The 15,110-nt window shown below is 68.5% G+C and carries 15 protein-coding genes; 8 read left to right on the forward strand and 7 right to left on the reverse strand.

What is annotated here, in order from left to right; translation table 11 throughout:
* The first annotated feature begins 84 nt into the window (after positions 1-84).
* On the forward strand, positions 85-666 hold the full coding sequence (locus AC4HOU_RS01460; protein ID WP_490724023.1) for a hypothetical protein: 582 nt from the start codon (positions 85-87) through the stop codon (positions 664-666).
* 224 nt (positions 667-890) lie between these two features.
* Entirely contained in the window at positions 891-1,745 is an 855-nt protein-coding gene (locus AC4HOU_RS01465) for a helix-turn-helix transcriptional regulator (RefSeq protein ID WP_490724024.1), read from the forward strand.
* An 84-nt stretch (positions 1,746-1,829) separates the two neighbouring features.
* Here the strand turns inward: AC4HOU_RS01465 and AC4HOU_RS01470 are convergent, their stop codons facing one another.
* A complete protein-coding gene (locus AC4HOU_RS01470) occupies positions 1,830-2,429 on the reverse strand; it encodes a TetR/AcrR family transcriptional regulator (RefSeq protein WP_163813236.1) in 600 nt (199 codons plus the stop codon).
* Positions 2,430-2,660: 231 nt separating this feature from the next.
* On the opposite strand from AC4HOU_RS01470, the gene AC4HOU_RS01475 reads away from it, so the two are divergent.
* Entirely contained in the window at positions 2,661-3,491 is an 831-nt protein-coding gene (locus AC4HOU_RS01475) for an SDR family oxidoreductase (RefSeq protein WP_280212809.1), read from the forward strand.
* Between the two features lie 26 nt (positions 3,492-3,517).
* Positions 3,518-4,219: an enoyl-CoA hydratase/isomerase family protein gene (locus AC4HOU_RS01480; protein ID WP_195019426.1), complete on the forward strand. Its 702-nt coding sequence runs from the start codon at positions 3,518-3,520 to the stop codon at positions 4,217-4,219.
* A 64-nt stretch (positions 4,220-4,283) separates the two neighbouring features.
* On the opposite strand, the gene AC4HOU_RS01485 is transcribed toward AC4HOU_RS01480, so the two are convergent.
* Genes AC4HOU_RS01485 through AC4HOU_RS01495 form a run of 3 tightly spaced genes read right to left on the reverse strand, consistent with a single transcriptional unit; the run spans position 4,284 to position 7,193 of the window.
* Positions 4,284-5,372, reverse strand: coding sequence for a PDR/VanB family oxidoreductase (locus tag AC4HOU_RS01485; protein ID WP_490724025.1), 1,089 nt, complete (start codon positions 5,370-5,372; stop codon positions 4,284-4,286).
* 4 nt (positions 5,373-5,376) lie between these two features.
* Complete coding sequence (locus AC4HOU_RS01490) at positions 5,377-6,285, reverse strand: metal-dependent hydrolase (RefSeq protein WP_163813240.1); 909 nt, start codon at positions 6,283-6,285, stop codon at positions 5,377-5,379.
* Positions 6,282-7,193, reverse strand: coding sequence for an alpha/beta fold hydrolase (locus tag AC4HOU_RS01495; RefSeq protein ID WP_194992585.1), 912 nt, complete (start codon positions 7,191-7,193; stop codon positions 6,282-6,284). The genes AC4HOU_RS01490 and AC4HOU_RS01495 overlap by 4 nt, the downstream gene beginning before the upstream one ends.
* Before the next feature lie 113 nt (positions 7,194-7,306).
* Here AC4HOU_RS01495 and AC4HOU_RS01500 point away from each other — a divergent pair, with 113 nt between their 5' ends.
* The 3 genes from AC4HOU_RS01500 to AC4HOU_RS01510 all read left to right on the forward strand — a co-directional run bounded on the left by AC4HOU_RS01500 (position 7,307) and on the right by AC4HOU_RS01510 (position 10,540).
* A complete protein-coding gene (locus AC4HOU_RS01500) occupies positions 7,307-9,079 on the forward strand; it encodes an N-acyl-D-amino-acid deacylase family protein (RefSeq protein WP_490724026.1) in 1,773 nt (590 codons plus the stop codon).
* Between the two features lie 82 nt (positions 9,080-9,161).
* Positions 9,162-9,746 carry a TetR/AcrR family transcriptional regulator gene (locus tag AC4HOU_RS01505; RefSeq protein WP_194991160.1) on the forward strand — a complete coding sequence of 195 codons (585 nt, stop codon included), beginning with the start codon at positions 9,162-9,164 and terminating at the stop codon, positions 9,744-9,746.
* 38 nt (positions 9,747-9,784) lie between these two features.
* A complete protein-coding gene (locus AC4HOU_RS01510; RefSeq protein ID WP_490724027.1) occupies positions 9,785-10,540 on the forward strand; it encodes a PaaX family transcriptional regulator C-terminal domain-containing protein in 756 nt (251 codons plus the stop codon).
* Position 10,541: 1 nt separating this feature from the next.
* Here AC4HOU_RS01510 and AC4HOU_RS01515 read toward each other — a convergent pair whose 3' ends face one another.
* A complete protein-coding gene (locus AC4HOU_RS01515; RefSeq protein WP_163813245.1) occupies positions 10,542-11,546 on the reverse strand; it encodes an AurF N-oxygenase family protein in 1,005 nt (334 codons plus the stop codon).
* Positions 11,547-11,574: 28 nt separating this feature from the next.
* The gene (locus AC4HOU_RS01520; protein WP_490724242.1) at positions 11,575-13,209 is read right to left on the reverse strand and encodes an acyl-CoA dehydrogenase family protein; all 1,635 of its coding nucleotides are present in this window, start codon (positions 13,207-13,209) and stop codon (positions 11,575-11,577) included.
* A 230-nt stretch (positions 13,210-13,439) separates the two neighbouring features.
* On the opposite strand from AC4HOU_RS01520, the gene AC4HOU_RS01525 reads away from it, so the two are divergent.
* Entirely contained in the window at positions 13,440-14,204 is a 765-nt protein-coding gene (locus tag AC4HOU_RS01525; protein WP_163813246.1) for an SDR family NAD(P)-dependent oxidoreductase, read from the forward strand.
* 84 nt (positions 14,205-14,288) lie between these two features.
* Here the strand turns inward: AC4HOU_RS01525 and AC4HOU_RS01530 are convergent, their stop codons facing one another.
* Positions 14,289-15,011, reverse strand: coding sequence for a class I SAM-dependent methyltransferase (locus AC4HOU_RS01530; protein WP_490724028.1), 723 nt, complete (start codon positions 15,009-15,011; stop codon positions 14,289-14,291).
* Positions 15,012-15,110: the final 99 nt, after the last annotated feature.

A 15,110-nucleotide genomic window follows, 5' to 3' on the forward strand; every position in this document is an offset into this window, starting at 1 on the left:
TCGAGATGCCCGGCTGGAGCAACCAGTGTGTGGCGCGAGCAATTCGCTGGCGCTGATCGCGGAGTCGGCACGACAATGATGTGGGTGAGACCGGAGGTCGGTGCCGCCCTGATGCGATGCGTCGAATGTGGCGGTTATGAGTACAGTGGCGCACCCGATTGCCGTCGATGTCGGTTCCTCGTCGACGCCCTGGTCGAGGAGGAGTGGCAGGGCTTCGTCGATCAGTGGCGAGATGACACTGAACTGGACGTTGCCCGCTTGATAGCCGCCGAACCCGACCAGCACGACTGGCGAATCGTCGATGGCGCGCTCGACCGGATCGTCTGCGGCGACTGCGGTGGCCGCCTCAGCCGCGGTCCGATCGACTGCTCCCCCTGCAACCTCGCGCATGGTTTCCGTTACGCCGCACGAGAATCCGACCGGCCGGGCGTCCCACCGGGCAACGAACACGCGATCCGCGTCAACGTTTCGGTAATCCGCAGACCTCACGTGACATCGGCGCAGGAACTCGTGGCCCGCCGACTCCTTCTTCCTGCGCTCTTGGTCGGGTTCTTGCCCACAACCGCACAAGCCCAGCGCATCAGCGCCATGATCAAGAACGATCCCACGCCGGAAGGCGCTTCCGGTCTCATCGACGACTGGTTCCGCGATCAGCGGGCGCGGTGAGGGGCCTCGCGTCTGGTAGTCAGCGCCTCGGCCAGTCCCACAGACGGGATGCCCGGCGCCGAGCCCGTCCGCGCCGTCAACGATATTTCCGGCCTGTTTGCGGGCTTCCCGGTCCCCTACTTGCTCCAGATGATGACCCGGGAGTCGTCCGGGGCGAGAAAGGACGGTTGGCGGCACACCGGACGGTCGACAGCACGGACCGGGCGGTGCATACGATCGTCGGCATGAGATCGACCAAGCTGCCCGCCGAGGCTCGGGCTCGTCGCAGTGCCGAGATGAAGGAGTTCCTGCGGTCCCGGCGAGCCCGGGTGACGCCCACGGAGGCCGGTTTGGCGGTCGGTGATACCCGCGGCCGGCGTACCCCCGGATTGCGCCGCGAGGAAGTCGCGATCATGGCCGGAGTCGGGGTCTCCTGGTACACCTGGCTCGAGCAGGGGCGTGACATCAATGTGTCCGGCGAGGTCCTGGATGCGATCGCACGGGTGTTGCGCCTGGACGCGACCGAGCGGGAACATCTCTACCTACTGGCCGGGCTCAACCCGCCGCGGCCGGGCCCTGCGGGCCGTCCGGTGCCCGAGGGCCTCGGCCGCCTCATCGACTCCTGGCTGCCGCGCCCGGCCTACCTGCTGGACCGGCATTGGAACCTGGTGGCGGTCAACCGCGCGGCCGAGCTGGTCTTCGGATACCGCGAAGAAGACCACAATTGCCTGGTCACCTTCTTCACCAGCACCCGCTACCGATCATCGCTGTGCCACTGGCACGATTCCGCCCGCGCCATCGTCGCCCAGTTCCGCGCCGACGCCGCACGCTATCCGGACGACCCGGAGTTCGGCCGGCTCGCGAACGACATGTGTTCGGTGAGCGCCGAATTCGCCGAGATCTGGGCTGAGCACGACGTTCGCGACACCACAACGGGGACGAAGGTGCTCACCCACCCGGAGGTCGGCGAACTCGTCTTCGACTACACCACCCTGCTGCTGCCCGACCTGCCCGACCACCGGCTGCTGCTGCACACGCCGTCGGCCGGCACCGAGACCGAGCAGCGGCTGGCCGCCCTGCTGGGGGCAGCAGTCCGATAGCGGGCAAGGGTGTCCGGCCCACCACGCGGCACCCCGGACCTACCGTTGCGGTGAGACGTGCACACCCCCAGCGCTCGGTAGCGGTCAGAACAGGAGCTGATCGATCATCTCGGCCCAGCGCGCGGTGACCGCTTCCCGGCGGACGGTGTCGTCGCCGATGAACCCGGCGAGGCCGAGGCCGCGGGCGCTGTCGAGGAAGGCCTGGATGGTGGCGCGGACCGTGCGGTCACGTCCGTCCAGGCCGAGCAGGTCCACCGCGGTCCAGAAGATCTTGGCGCCCATCTCCGCCTCCATCGCGGCCACCCGCGGGCGCAGCAGTGGGTCCGCCGCGGCGGCCACACACAGTTGCAGTGTGGCCGCGAAGGCTTCGCCCTGGTGATATTCGACGAGCATGCGCACCACCGCCTGGGTGCGGCCCGCGCCGGCCGGGAGGTCGGCGGCCGCGGCTTGGAATTCCTCGATGCGGATGTCGAGCAGGTGCGCGATCGCGGCGGCGAGCATGCCCTCGCGATCGGTGAAATGGTGCTGCACCGCGCCGCGGGTGACGCCCGCGCGCTTGGTGACATCACTCACCGAGGTCGCCGACCAGCCGCGCTCGGCCAGTACCGCCGCGGCCGCCTCCAGGATGCGCCGACGCGTCGTGAAACCACGTTCCTGCTGCGGCTGCCTCGGCGTCATCGTCATCCCTCGACTGTAGAGAGCGCGTCGCGCAGATGGCGCGACCACCCGGGCACCGAAGCAGCGTGACGCGACCCGTTCGGATACCATGCACTTCTGCATGGTTATCCATCGTGGATGGTGATCCGCATAATCGCAGATCAAATACCACAACTGTGGGATCAACGCCGGTTAACCATGCAGAAGCAAATCTACACCGCACCCCGCCGATCGCCTCCGAACAGCGAAGGAAGACCCGTGAACAATCCCCTGAAGGGACGCACCCTGCTGATGTCCGGCGGCAGCCGCGGCATCGGACTGGCGATCGCCATCGCCGCCGCGCGCCAGGGCGCCAATATCGCGCTGCTCGCCAAAACCGATGTGCCGCATCCCAAGCTGCCGGGCACCGTGCACACCGCCGCCGCCGAGATCGAGGAGGCCGGCGGGCAGGCCCTCGCCGTGGTCGGCGACGTCCGCGACGAGGAACGGGTCCGCGAGGCCGTCGACGCCACCGTGGACCGCTTCGGCGGCATCGACATCGTCGTCAACAACGCCAGCGCCATCGACCTGTCCGGCAGCGAGCAGCTGTCGCTGAAGAAGTTCGAGCTCATGCAGCAGATCCAGCTGCGCGGCACATTCTTGCTGACCCGCACCGCGGTGCCGCACCTGCGCAAGTCCGACAACCCGCACATCCTGTCGCTGTCGCCGCCGCTGAACCTGTCCGAGAAGTGGCTCGGCGAGCATCCGCCGTACATGCTGGCCAAGTACGGCATGACCCTGCTGACCCTCGGTTTCGCTTCGGAGTTCCGCAAGGAGGGCATCGCCGCCAACTGCCTGTGGCCGCAGACCCTGATCGCCACCGCCGCGGTGCGCAACCTGCTGGGCGGCGAGGAGGCGGTGGCCACCGCGCGCAAGCCCGAGATCGTGGCCGACGCCGCGATGCTGGTACTGGCCGGCCGTGCCGCGGCCACCACCGGTGAGACCTTCCTCGACGTCGACGTGCTCGCCGAGAACGGCATCACCGACCTGTCGGAATACGGCCCCAGCAGTGACCTGGCCTTCGACATCTTCGTCGATCCGGCCCGCTGATCCCCACCCACCAGCACAGGAGAGCCATGCCCTACCTCACCCGTGACGCCTCGGTATTCATCCTCGACCTCGGCGAACCCGGAGTCGCCGATACCGAGAACCGTTTCAGCCCGGACTGGATGGCCGCGGTCGGCGCCTGCCTCGACGAGGTGGAGCAGAGCTCCGGCGACGCCGCCCTCGTCACCACCGGCACCGGCAAGTTCTACTCCAACGGGTTCGAGCCCGAGCGCTTCGCCACGGAAGGCGCCGGGGAGTATTTGCTGGCCGGCCAACGGCTGTTCGCCCGCCTGCTGACCCTGCCGGTGCCGACGGTGGCCGCGCTCAACGGCCATTGCTTCGCCGCGGGCGCCATTCTCGCCGCGGCGCACGACGCCCGAGTGATGCGCGCGGACCGCGGCTTCTTCTGCCTCCCCGAGATCAGCCTCGGCTTCGGGATGCCGGGCGGGCTGGTCATCCCGGGCGGGATGGCCGATCTGCTCACCGCGCGCCTGCCGGGGGCCGCGGCGCATGAGGCCATCCTGACCGGCCGCCGCTACGGCGGTGACGACGCGCTGGCCGCCGGTCTGGTGGACGCCGCGCTCCCCGCCGAGCAGGTCCTGCCGCACGCGATCGAGATCGCGGCCGCGCGGGCGAGCACTCGCGGCCCGGCGCTCGGCGCGATGAAATCCTGGATGTACCGCGAAGTCGTCGCCTCGCTGCGCACCCTGGCACTGTCGACGGACTCCTGAAAACACCGGTGCCCCGGCTCCTTTCGGGGCCGGGGCACCGAGCTGCGGTGGAAGCGCGGGCCGATCAGAGATCGAGGGTGAGCGTGCCTTCGGCGCGGGAGACGCACGGCAGGAAGTAGCCCTCTTCCTCCTCGGCCTTGCTCAACGCGGCCGAACGGTGCTCGGGAGCACCGTCGAGGACCCGCACCGCACACGAGCGGCAGAAACCCTGCCTGCACGAATAGGTGGCGTCGGGCCGCTTCTCCAGCAGCGCGGTCAAGGCCGTGGTGTCGGCGTCGACGGTGATCCGCTCGCCGGTGCGGGCAAGTCGCAACTCGAAGGGCTTGCCGTCGACCACGGGCGCTTCGCTGAAGCGCTCGAAGTGGAATTCGACCGTCGGGTGCTCGGCGAGCGCGGCGCTGAGCGAATCCAGCATGGGAGCGGGTCCGCACGTGTAGACGGCGGCACCGGGGACCAAGGGACCCAACAGTTCCTCGGCGCCGGCCAGGCCCTGCTCGTCATCGACGTGGAGGGTGATCCGGTCGCCGTAGGGGGCGAGTTCGTCGAGGAACGCCAGGGATTCGCGGCTACGCCCCGCGTAGATCATCGTCCACTCGACACCGAGCTTGTCGGCGGCGGCCAGCATCGGCAGGATCGGCGTGATGCCGATACCGCCCGCGATGAAACGAACCGCGGGATGGGCCTGGTTGTAGCCGCCGAGGGCGAGCGGGAAGGCGTTGCGCGGCTTGCTGACCTCGATCCGGTCCCCGACGGCGAGGCTGTGCACCTCCGCGGATCCGCCGCGACCGTCGGGTACCAGGCGCACGGCGATGCGGTAGGTCGAATGATCGCCGGCGTCCCCGCACAGCGAGTACTGGCGCACCGCGCCCGAGGGTAGCTTCACGTCCAGGTGCGCACCGGCCGACCACCGGCCGAGCGGTTCGGTGCCTGCGAAGGTCAGTGCGACCACGTTCTCGTCCAGGGCGACGATCTCCCGGCCGATCACGGTGACCTCGTGGAAGTCGACGTGGTCCACGCTCGGCACCGGCGGCAGATGGGCGAACTTCTCGGCGAATATCAAACCGTTCAATCCCACCGACAGGAACCGCATCAGGCGGTCCGGCCGGCCGGGGCGGTGCAGACTCGACGGGAAGTCGGCGGTGCGGAAACCCATGACGTCAGGCCGCCTTTCCGCGGGCCTCGACCGTGGCCAGGTAGCCGAGGGCCTGAGCCATCGAGCCGGTGCCGTCGGGGGTGTAGCCGGGGCGCAGGTAGTCGACCATCGACTTCAGGACGGTCCCGACCGAGGGCAGCACACCCTCCCTGCAGGCGCGCAGGATGTCGCGGAGGGTCTGCAGGCGGGTGCGCTGCAGGGTCGGGTCGTTACTCACCAGGTACCAGACGAAACGCGCAGAGATCCAGATGGTCAGCGGCAGCGTCACCAGGGTCATGCGCAGGCGGCGGACGTAGCGCGGGTCGAAGTATTCGGCGACCTCGTGGGCGACCATGCGGTGCTCCATCTCCTCGGCGCCGTGCCAGGTGAACAGCGCCGTCATGTTCGGGTCGGCGCCCTTCTCCGGCCACGAGCAGTTCAGCACGAAGTGGCCGAGGAAGGCGGTGAAGTTCTCCAGCGCGGCGGTGATCGCGAGACGGTTGTTCAGGTACTGGCGGGCCTGCTTGTGGGAGGTGAACTCGCGGGGCCCGAGCAGGCGGCGCAGCAGGAAGCGGGCCTGTTCCAGCGGCGGCTCGGGATCGATACCGTTGCGGGAGAAGAAGTCGGCCAGCGACTCGTCGTGGGTGTTGGCGTGCATGGTCTCCTGGCCGATGAAACCGAGCACATCCGACCGCAGGGTCGGATCGGTGATGTGCGGCAGAGCTTCGGTGAACGCATCGATGAAGAAGCGTTCGACCTCGGGGAACAGCAGATGGTAGGTGCTGACCATGTGCGAGGCGACCGGGTAATCCGGGATCCAGTGCAGCGGAGTCCGGCTCAGATCGAAGGAGACGTTGCGCGCGCTCAGCCGCAGCGGACCGAATTCGTGGGCGTCCATCACGGGCTTGGACTTACGGAAACGCAGCTTCTTCATGCGTCGGCTCCTTTGCCGAGATAACCGAGGACGAGTGCGGCCACTGCCTCGGGTTGTTCCAGATGAGCGAAATGACCGGCGTCCGGAACGACCTCGCGGACGCTTCCGCCGGGCAGATGATCGAGAGCTCGGGCGCTGGTGCGCGCCAACCCGCAGGTGTCGTCGCGGCCCTGGATGAGCAGGGTGCGGTGCCGCATCGGGGTGAACGCGGCGCGCTGCTCGGTCTCGAAACCACGCGTGCGGCGATACAGCGGGTTCCAGACCGCTCGGTAGTAGCTGAACGCCGCTCGGCGGCGCGGCCGGGTGCCGAGAGCCCGCAGGCCGAGCTCGCGGGTCGCCGACAGGTCGACGCCCGGCGCCCACAGACGCCAGAGCAGCCGGATCAGCGGGCCACCGAGGTACTCCGAGAACGGCGTCGAGACCACGCTCATGTACCAGCTGCGCGGCAACTGACGCACGATCACCGCAGCGTTGCGGCGGATGTTGCGGGGATCGAGCAGGTCCGCGATGACCGCCAGCGGCGGAATCCCGATGACAACGGTGCGGGCGAACAGTTCCGGATGACTGCTCGAGGTCGCGCTCACGATCGCCCCACCCCAGTCGTGGCCGATGAGCACGGCGCGCTCGTCGGCGCCGAGGGCACGGTGCAGGGCGATGATGTCGCCGACCAGCGAGCCGATCGAGTAGTCGTCGTCGTAGGCGAGCGAGCTGGGCGCGTAGCCACGGGTGAAGGGCGCGACGACGTACCAGCCGGCCGCGGCCAAGGCGGGTCCGAGCTCGGACCAGGTCCACGCCGAGTCCGGGAAGCCGTGCACCAGCAGGGCCACTGGATCGCCGGGGTCGCCCCAGGCGAGCGCCGCCAGCTCGGCGGTATCGAGGGAAAACCGCAGTTCAACGGGTTCGGACACCGCTCCTCCGCTCCGATGACGACAGGCCGGGAATCGACCTTCGTTTCCAAATATGCCACAATTGTAAATGTCCGCGACGGACGGTAACACACAACCCGCGAGGAGCCCGCCCCATGACCGCATTCGACCTGGTAATCCGGAACGGCATCGTGTTCGACGGTTCCGGTCGCCCGCCGCAGATCGCCGACGTGGGCGTGCGCGACGGTGTCGTCGCCGAGATCAGCACGGCCACCCTCGACACCACCGGCGTGGACACCGTGATCGAGGCGCGCGGCAAATGGGTCGTGCCCGGCTTCGTCGACATCCACACCCACTACGACGCCGAGATGCTGGTCTCCCCCGCGCTCACCGAATCGATCCGCCACGGCGTCACCACCGCGATCATCGGCAACTGTTCGCTGACCACCATCCTGGCGAGCAACATCGAATGCGCCGACATCTTCAGCCGGGTCGAGGCGGTGCCACGCGAGGCCGTCATCCGCGTGCTCGACGAGAACCGCACCTGGTCCACCCCGGCCGAATACGCCAAGGCCATCGACGAACTCGATCTCGGCCTCAATATCGCCGCCTTCCTCGGTCAATCCGATATGCGCGTGCACGTCATGGGCATGGACCGCGCCGTCGACGAGAAGGTCCGCCCCACCGCCGCCGAACTCGAGCGGATGACCGCCCTGCTCGAGGAAGCCCTCGACGCCGGATTCCTCGGCCTGTCCGCGACCACCAACTGGATCGACAAGCTCGACGGCGATCTCTACCGCTCGCGGTCGCTGCCCTCGACCTTCGTGCGCGGCAAGGAGTTCCGCGCGCTGAACAAGGTGCTGCGCCGCCGCGGCCGGATTCTGCAGAGCACCCCGCGCATCTCGCTCACGCCCAATATCGGCAAGTTCTTCCTGGCCGCGGGCAGCCGGTTCAAGAAGGGCAAACTGAAGGTCTCGCTGCTCGCCGCCGCCGATTCCAAGGCCTACCCGCCGCTGATCTACTTCATGCTCTACAGCGCTCCGGTGCTCAACAAGCTGTTGAAGGGCGATTTCCGGTGGCAGCATCTGCCGGTGCCGTTCACCGTGTACGCCGACGGGATCGACCTGGTCGTGTTCGAGGAATTCGGTTCCGGCGCGGCCGCTCTCGATATCAAGGATCAGATCGAACGTAACGAACTGTTGCAATCGGAGGAGTACCGGCGCTGGTTCCGGCGCGACTACGAGAACAAATTCTCACCGAAGATCTGGCACCGCAACCTCTTCGACGCCGTCATCGTCGAATGCCCCGACGAATCCCTGATCGCCAAGAGCTTCGGCGAGATCGGCCGCGAACGTGGCATCCATCCGGTCGACGCCTTCCTCGACCTGGTCGTCGAATACGGCAGGCAGATCCGCTGGCGCACCACCATCGCCAACGACCGCCCGAAATACCTGGACAAGCTGGCCGCCAGCAGCGGCGTCCACATGGGATTCGGCGATGCGGGCGCACATCTGCGCAACATGGCCTTCTACAACTATCACCTGCGTCTGCTCGAACGCGTTCGGTCCGCGCAGACCGTGCGCACACCGTTCCTGAGCGTGGAGCGCGCCGTGCACCGGCTCACCGCCGAACTCGCCGACTGGTTCGGCATCGACGCCGGGCACCTGCGTGCGGGCGACCGCGCCGACATCGCCGTGATCGACCCCGAGCGGCTGGACCACAACGTGCACGAGCTCGGCCAACAGGAGATGCCCGAGTACGGCGGCATCCGCCGGATGGTCAACCGGGACAACGGGGCAGTGACCGCCACCATCGTCAACGGGCGCGTCGTCTATCGCGACGGCGAGTTCGCCGAGGGACTGGGTCGGTCCTGGGGCCCCGGCCGTTTCCTGCCTGCCGGGGCCCAGGTGCGCGGTCAGCGTTCCTGACCGCGCATTCGCCCCCGTTACACTGCTCGACGACAGCAGGCAGGAACGGTGGCCGACCCACCGGTAGCGAGCGAAGAGGGCCGTGACGACCGCAGAGGAGTTCCGCACCCGCATCCTCGCCGCGGCCAGGCTCTGCTACATCGAGCAGCCGAGCGCCGAGCGCATGCACACCCTCATCGCCGAACGCGCCGGGGTCTCGCGCCCGACGGTGTACAAGTATCTGGGCGATCAGGCCGCGATCAAACGTGCGCTCATGCGTTCCGAGGCGATGGACTACCTGGTCGCCTTGCAACCCGCCTTCGCCCGCCGCTTGCCGTTGCGGGAGCACTTTCGTGAGCTGGTGGTGTTCACGGTGTCCTATTTCCGGGGCAACGATCTGTTCCGTGCCATGCTCGAGGCCGCTCCCGAGGAACTGGCCCGCAGTCTGACCATCGATCTGGCTCCGGTTCTGGCCGAGGGCACCGGGCTGGCCGCGCCGCTGCTGCACGCCATCCATCCCGCGACCGCGGATTCGCCGGTGCCGATCGAGCTGGTGCTCGAGTGGGGGGTGCGGGTGAGCCTGTCGCTGGCCACCATGCCGAGCCCCAATCGCGAACTCGATTCACCCGAGGCGATCGCCGCGCACGTCGACGCGCTGTTCGCCATCGCGGCCACCCCCGCCGGGTGAGGCCGGTCGAGCGTCGGCCGAGCGGATACGATCGGCGAATGCCCACCGCCAGCACGCCCGTCCGCGCTCTCACCGCGCGCTCGGCGATCCTGAGCGTCCTGCTCGGCGCGCATCCGGCCGAGGCGCCGGTCGGATGGATCGTGCGGGTGGGCACCGGTCTCGGCCTCCAAGAGTCGGCGGTGCGCGCGGCGCTCACCCGCATGGTGGCGGCGGGCGACCTGGAACGCAGCGATGCCACCTACCGACTCTCCGAGCGCCTGGCCGAACGTCAACGCCGCCAGGACGCCGCCGTCTCCCCCGATCCCAGACCCTGGGACGGCCGATGGGTTCTCGGGGTGGTCACCGTCGGAGCCGCCGATTCCACCGATCGGGCCGCGTTCCGGGACGCCTTGCGTCAGGCCCGCCTCGGCGAGCTCCGCGAAGGTGTGTGGTGCCGACCCGACAACATCGGGCTCACCATGCCCGCCGCAGCGCGGGAACGCCTGGTCATCTTCCACGGCGATCCCGAGGAACCCTCCCCTGAGCTGGCTCGCCGCCTCTTCCGTCCCGAACGCTGGGCCGCCCGCGCCGGCGAGCTGCTCGCGGCCTTCGCCGCGGCGGATACGATCACCGCCCGGTTCGAAGTGGCGGCCGCGACCGTCCGCCACATTCTCGACGACCCGGTCCTGCCGGTGGAACTCCTGCCCGCCGACTGGCCGGGCGCGGCGATCCGCGCCCGCTACGCCGAGTTCCGCGCCGAGTTCTATGCCTTCGCCGCCGACCACATCGGCGAGAACCCGCAGCAGACAGCCTGATTCAGCGTGGACCGGGCGTGCGGTCCGGCTCGCTGCGGTGCCGCGAGACCCGGCCGTCGATGCCCAGCGCCTGCCACAGCCTGCGGGATACCGGGTTCATCATGCCGATCTCCTCGGCCAGCATCCGCACATCGCCGAAATAGCCGCGCAGGGTCGCGCGCGATCGCGGCGATCCCCAGAACACTTCGCGCCGGACGTGATCGGGGATGTCGAACTCGCGCCAGAAATCCCGCGGCGGCACTGCGATCAGATCGCAGGCCACCCGCAGCGCGACCGGAAACACCAGCGACAGCGCGAGCCGCGCGGGCGCCGACGCCCTCGGCACATGCCTGCGCAGGAATTCGTGCGCGAAGGAGATATGCCTGGCTTCCTCTGCCACATGGATCCGCATGACGGCGCGCACCATCGGGTGATAGCCGTCCTGCTCGCGTAGATACTGTTTCTGGATGTGGTCGATCGGTTCCTCACCGGCGAGAACACACATGAAGAAGAAGGACGACGAGATCCGCGGGAACAGCGCCACCAGGGGCGAGACCGCGTGGAACAGCTTCCCGAATCCGGGCGCGTCGATCTCGGACCGGTTCACCGCCTCCTGAAACATCAGGGTGTGGTTGCACTCCTCGATCACCTCATGGGTGGCGTAGCGGAATTCGGCCGACCCGTTGGGCAATTGCCCGAGGTAGACCATGAAGCCCGCGATCAGCAGCTGCTCGAATTGCAGGCCCACCCGCGCGGTGTTCGCCTGGCGGTACATGCCGATGGCGATCTGCCGTTCCCTCGGCTGGGCGCGGTACCAGGGATGGCCGCCGAGCGGGTCGAACTTCGGCAGGATCCAGCGCGGGTCGTCGGGTACGACCTGCACCTCCGGCGCATCCCAGGCGACATCACGGTAGGGGTCGAAATGCCGGTGCACCGAGGCATCGGCCAGTTCGTGCAGCAGGCGGGCGTAGTCGGCGGGTTCGCCGGCACGGTTGCGGGGGCCGGCGATCGGGTTCGTCGCGGTCATCGTGCTTACTCCTCTCGTGCCGGTCGATTCAGCCGAGCTTCGGGGTCAGCCGATCGATGATCGCGCCGGTGTCCAGCCCCACCGGCAGCGTGCCGAAGACGTCGCCGCGGTCGCGGCCGAGCCGGGTCCGGGTGAATCCCTCCGCGACAGCGGGATGACCGAACCGGACCAGCAGTGAGCCCTGCAGCACGAGTGCCATGTCGCCGACGATGCGGCGGGCGCGATGCTGCGCGGTGTCGAAATCGGTGAACTGCGACTCCAGCCGAGCGATCGCCCCGTCGAGCTCGGCGTCGGCGCCGGCCGCGAGTTTCACCTCGTCGAGGAAGGCGCCGAGCGCCGCGGGCTGTTTGGCCATGGCGCGCAGCGTGTCCAATGCGGCGACGTTGCCCGAGCCCTCCCACACCGACATCAGCGGCGCCTCGCGGTAGAGCCGCGGCATGCGCGAGTCCTCGACATAGCCGTTGCCGCCCAGGCATTCCAGCGCCTCGGCGGCGTGAATCGGCCCGCGCTTGCACACGTAGTACTTGCTGACCGCCAGGCTGATCCGGCGCAGCAGGTCGGCCTGCTCGTCGCCGGTCACCGCGCGGTCGGTCAGCTCGGCCAGCCAGAGCGCGACCGTGCTCGCGCCTTCGGCCTCGATCACCAGATCCGCCAGCACATTCCGCATCAGCGGCTGGTCGACGAGGCTCGCGCCGAAGGCCCGCCGGTGCATCGCGTGGTGGATGGCCGCGACCGCGCCGGCCCGCATGGCGGTGGCGGAGCCGAGGGTGCAGTCGAGCCTGGTCAGGTTGACCATTTCGATGATGGTCGGTACGCCGCGGCCCTCGTCACCGACCAGCCAGCCGACGGTGTCGTCGTATTCGACCTCGCTGCTGGCATTGGAGTGGTTGCCCAGCTTGTTCTTCAGCCGCTGGAGCCGGAAGGTGTTGCGGGTGCCGTCGGGCAGCACCCGCGGAACGAAGAAGCACGACAGGCCTCCCGGCGCCTGAGCGAGCACCAGGAAGAAATCGCACATGGGCGCCGAGGTGAACCATTTGTGCCCGGTGATGCGGTACGTCCCGTCCGGCTGCGGCACGGCGGAGGTGGTGTTCGCGCGGACGTCGGAGCCGCCCTGCTTCTCCGTCATCGACATGCCGGCGAGCAGCCCTGCCTTCTCCGTGGGCGGTGCCAGGACCGGGTCGTAGACGCGGGAGGTCAGCAGGGGCTCGTATCGCGCGGCCAGCTCCGGGTTCGCGCGCAACGCCGGGACGACGGCGTAGGTCATCGAGATCGGGCAGCCGTGCCCGGCGTCGACCTGGCCCCAGACGCTCAACTTCGCCGCCCGCACCAGGTGCGGAGCCGGCCGGGTGTCGGCCCATGGCGTGCCGTGCAGTCCGAAGCCGACCGCGTGCCGCATGAGTTCGTGGTAGGCGGGGTCGTAGCGAACCTCGTCGATGCGATGGCCGTACCGGTCGTGGGTGTTCAGCACCGGCTGGTGTTCTTCGGCGAGGTCACCCAGTTCCTGGGCGTGCGCGCTGCCGGCCAGCCTGCCCACCTCGTGCAGTTCGGCCAGCGCGTGCTCGGCGCCGCCACGCCGCAGCGCCTCCAGCACCACCGGCTGATCGGCGGCGTCGAAGTCGACCAGAGGCGGGACCTGGTTGGTGACGATATGGGTGGACATGATGAGAGCTCTCCCTTCGCGGGGCGGACGACGATGACCGCACGAGTCACGCCCGGTGTATTACGAGTTTGAAGCGCTCGACGAGAATTTGCAAGAGCCGCGGCGGTCCGGGTCCACCAGCACGCGGAAGCAGCCGTAGGTGAGGGCGTTGCCCCGGTCCCGAAGGTGGTGGTGTCAGACCCATGTTCAGCGCGCACTGCTGCAAGCCGCGCCCCGGCGGCAGGCTCATTCGCATGCAACGATTCACCAACCGCACTGTCCTGATCACCGGCGGCACCTCCGGCATGGGCCTGGCAACGGCCCGCCGCCTGCTCGATGAAGGCGCCTACGTCGTCATCACCGGACGCGACGACGCCCGGTTGCAGCGGGCCGCCGCCGACCTCGATGCCGGCCCCCGAGTGCTGACCGTGCGCGCCGACGTCTCCGACCTCGACGACCTGGATGCCCTGATGCGCGCCATCCAGACCTGGCGCGGCCGGCTCGACGCGGTCTTCGCCAACGCCGGCACCGGCATCTTCAAACCCAGCGCCGAGCTGACCGAACACGACTTCGACCGCTCGGTCGACGTCAACTTCAAGGGCGTGTTCTTCACGGTCCAGAAGGCACTGCCCCTGTTGCGGGAGGGCAGCGCGATCGTCCTCAATGCCTCATGGACGTTGCACCGCGGTCTGCCGGTCGCCTCGGTGTACTCGGCGACCAAGGCCGCGGTGCACAATCTGGCCCGCACCCTCGGCTCCGACCTCGCGCCACGAGGTATCCGCGTCAACTCGGTCAGCCCCGGCTATATCGACACCGAGATGTACCGCGACGCCAACACCGACCCGGACGCCGACGCGCGCAACGCGGCCCAGGTACCGCTGGGCACCGTCGGCCACGCCGCGGAAGTCGCCGCCGCCGTGGCATTCCTCGCCTCCGACGACGCCTCCTACATCACCGGCCAGGATCTCGTCGTCGACGGTGGACTGGTGGGGTCGTTCCCCAGCGGGCAGTCCGAGTAGCGCCACACCGTCGGGCCCCGCTCGTTTCGGGCGGGGCCGGACGGACGTGGAGCGGGCCGCGGCGGCTCGGCACGTCGGATCCGGTTACTTGGTTGCGACGATCACGGTTCGCCTGTCCGGATCGACCGGGCCGCCGTACAGATCGCCCGCGAATGTGATGTCGAGGAAGCCGACGTCGCGCAGCGCCGTTTCGAGTTGCCGCCTCGAGTACATGCGGAGCCGACACCGTCGCGACCATCCTGGGCGGGCCCAGTGCAAGGCGAGTTCCTGTTCGGCCCAATCGAATCGAGCTCGGCCGAGCAGGTCGTGTCGTCGGATGAGCTGATGGCTGATCGGTTCGTCGCCGCTACGCACCCGATGCTCGAAGCTTTCGAGCACATCGATATCCATGACGAGTCTGCCGCCCGGCGCCAGCACGTCGGCCCACGCAGCCAGCGCGGCGCGGTCGTCGTCACGGGTGTCGAGTAGGCCGAAGCTGGTCCAGAGGTTCAGTACGGCATCGTAGGGCCCGGCCGGCGGCGTCCGCATGTCCGCCAGAACGAACGTGCAGTCGGGGTATCCACGCCGGGCATCGTCGAGTTGACTCGGTGAATTGTCCACCCCGACGACCTGGTAGCCCCGGCGGCCGAGCGGACCGGCATGCCGGCCGAATCCGCAGGGAATATCGAGTATTCGAGCTCCGCGGGGAAGATCGAGCAGGGCGACGATCGCATCGACCTCCGCGTCGGTATCGTCGTAGATCCCGAGCGTGGAGAAGGTTTCACGGAATCCGCCGTCGAAGAATTCGACTGCCCATTGTCCTCGCATGATGCTCCCATAAGCAGCCCTCCGACTACGGCACGGCGGCGAGTATAACTGGGAGAGTGCCAATTCTGGTTACCAGAAATCCCACCTCCGAGTCCCCTG

This window comes from Nocardia sp. JCM 38205, assembly GCF_058222935.1.

Excerpts from the sequence above, each read along its gene's own strand:
- AC4HOU_RS01485 (WP_490724025.1), bottom strand. The coding sequence starts at position 5,372 with ATGGGTTTCCGCACCGCCGACTTCCCGTCGAGTCTGCACCGCCCCGGC.
- AC4HOU_RS01510 (WP_490724027.1), top strand. The coding sequence starts at position 9,785 with ATGCCCACCGCCAGCACGCCCGTCCGCGCTCTCACCGCGCGCTCGGCG.
- AC4HOU_RS01515 (WP_163813245.1), bottom strand. The coding sequence starts at position 11,546 with ATGACCGCGACGAACCCGATCGCCGGCCCCCGCAACCGTGCCGGCGAA.
- AC4HOU_RS01500 (WP_490724026.1), top strand. The coding sequence starts at position 7,307 with ATGACCGCATTCGACCTGGTAATCCGGAACGGCATCGTGTTCGACGGT.
- AC4HOU_RS01470 (WP_163813236.1), bottom strand. The coding sequence starts at position 2,429 with ATGACGATGACGCCGAGGCAGCCGCAGCAGGAACGTGGTTTCACGACG.
- AC4HOU_RS01525 (WP_163813246.1), top strand. The coding sequence starts at position 13,440 with ATGCAACGATTCACCAACCGCACTGTCCTGATCACCGGCGGCACCTCC.
- AC4HOU_RS01530 (WP_490724028.1), bottom strand. The coding sequence starts at position 15,011 with ATGCGAGGACAATGGGCAGTCGAATTCTTCGACGGCGGATTCCGTGAA.
- AC4HOU_RS01480 (WP_195019426.1), top strand. The coding sequence starts at position 3,518 with ATGCCCTACCTCACCCGTGACGCCTCGGTATTCATCCTCGACCTCGGC.
- AC4HOU_RS01465 (WP_490724024.1), top strand. The coding sequence starts at position 891 with ATGAGATCGACCAAGCTGCCCGCCGAGGCTCGGGCTCGTCGCAGTGCC.
- AC4HOU_RS01490 (WP_163813240.1), bottom strand. The coding sequence starts at position 6,285 with ATGAAGAAGCTGCGTTTCCGTAAGTCCAAGCCCGTGATGGACGCCCAC.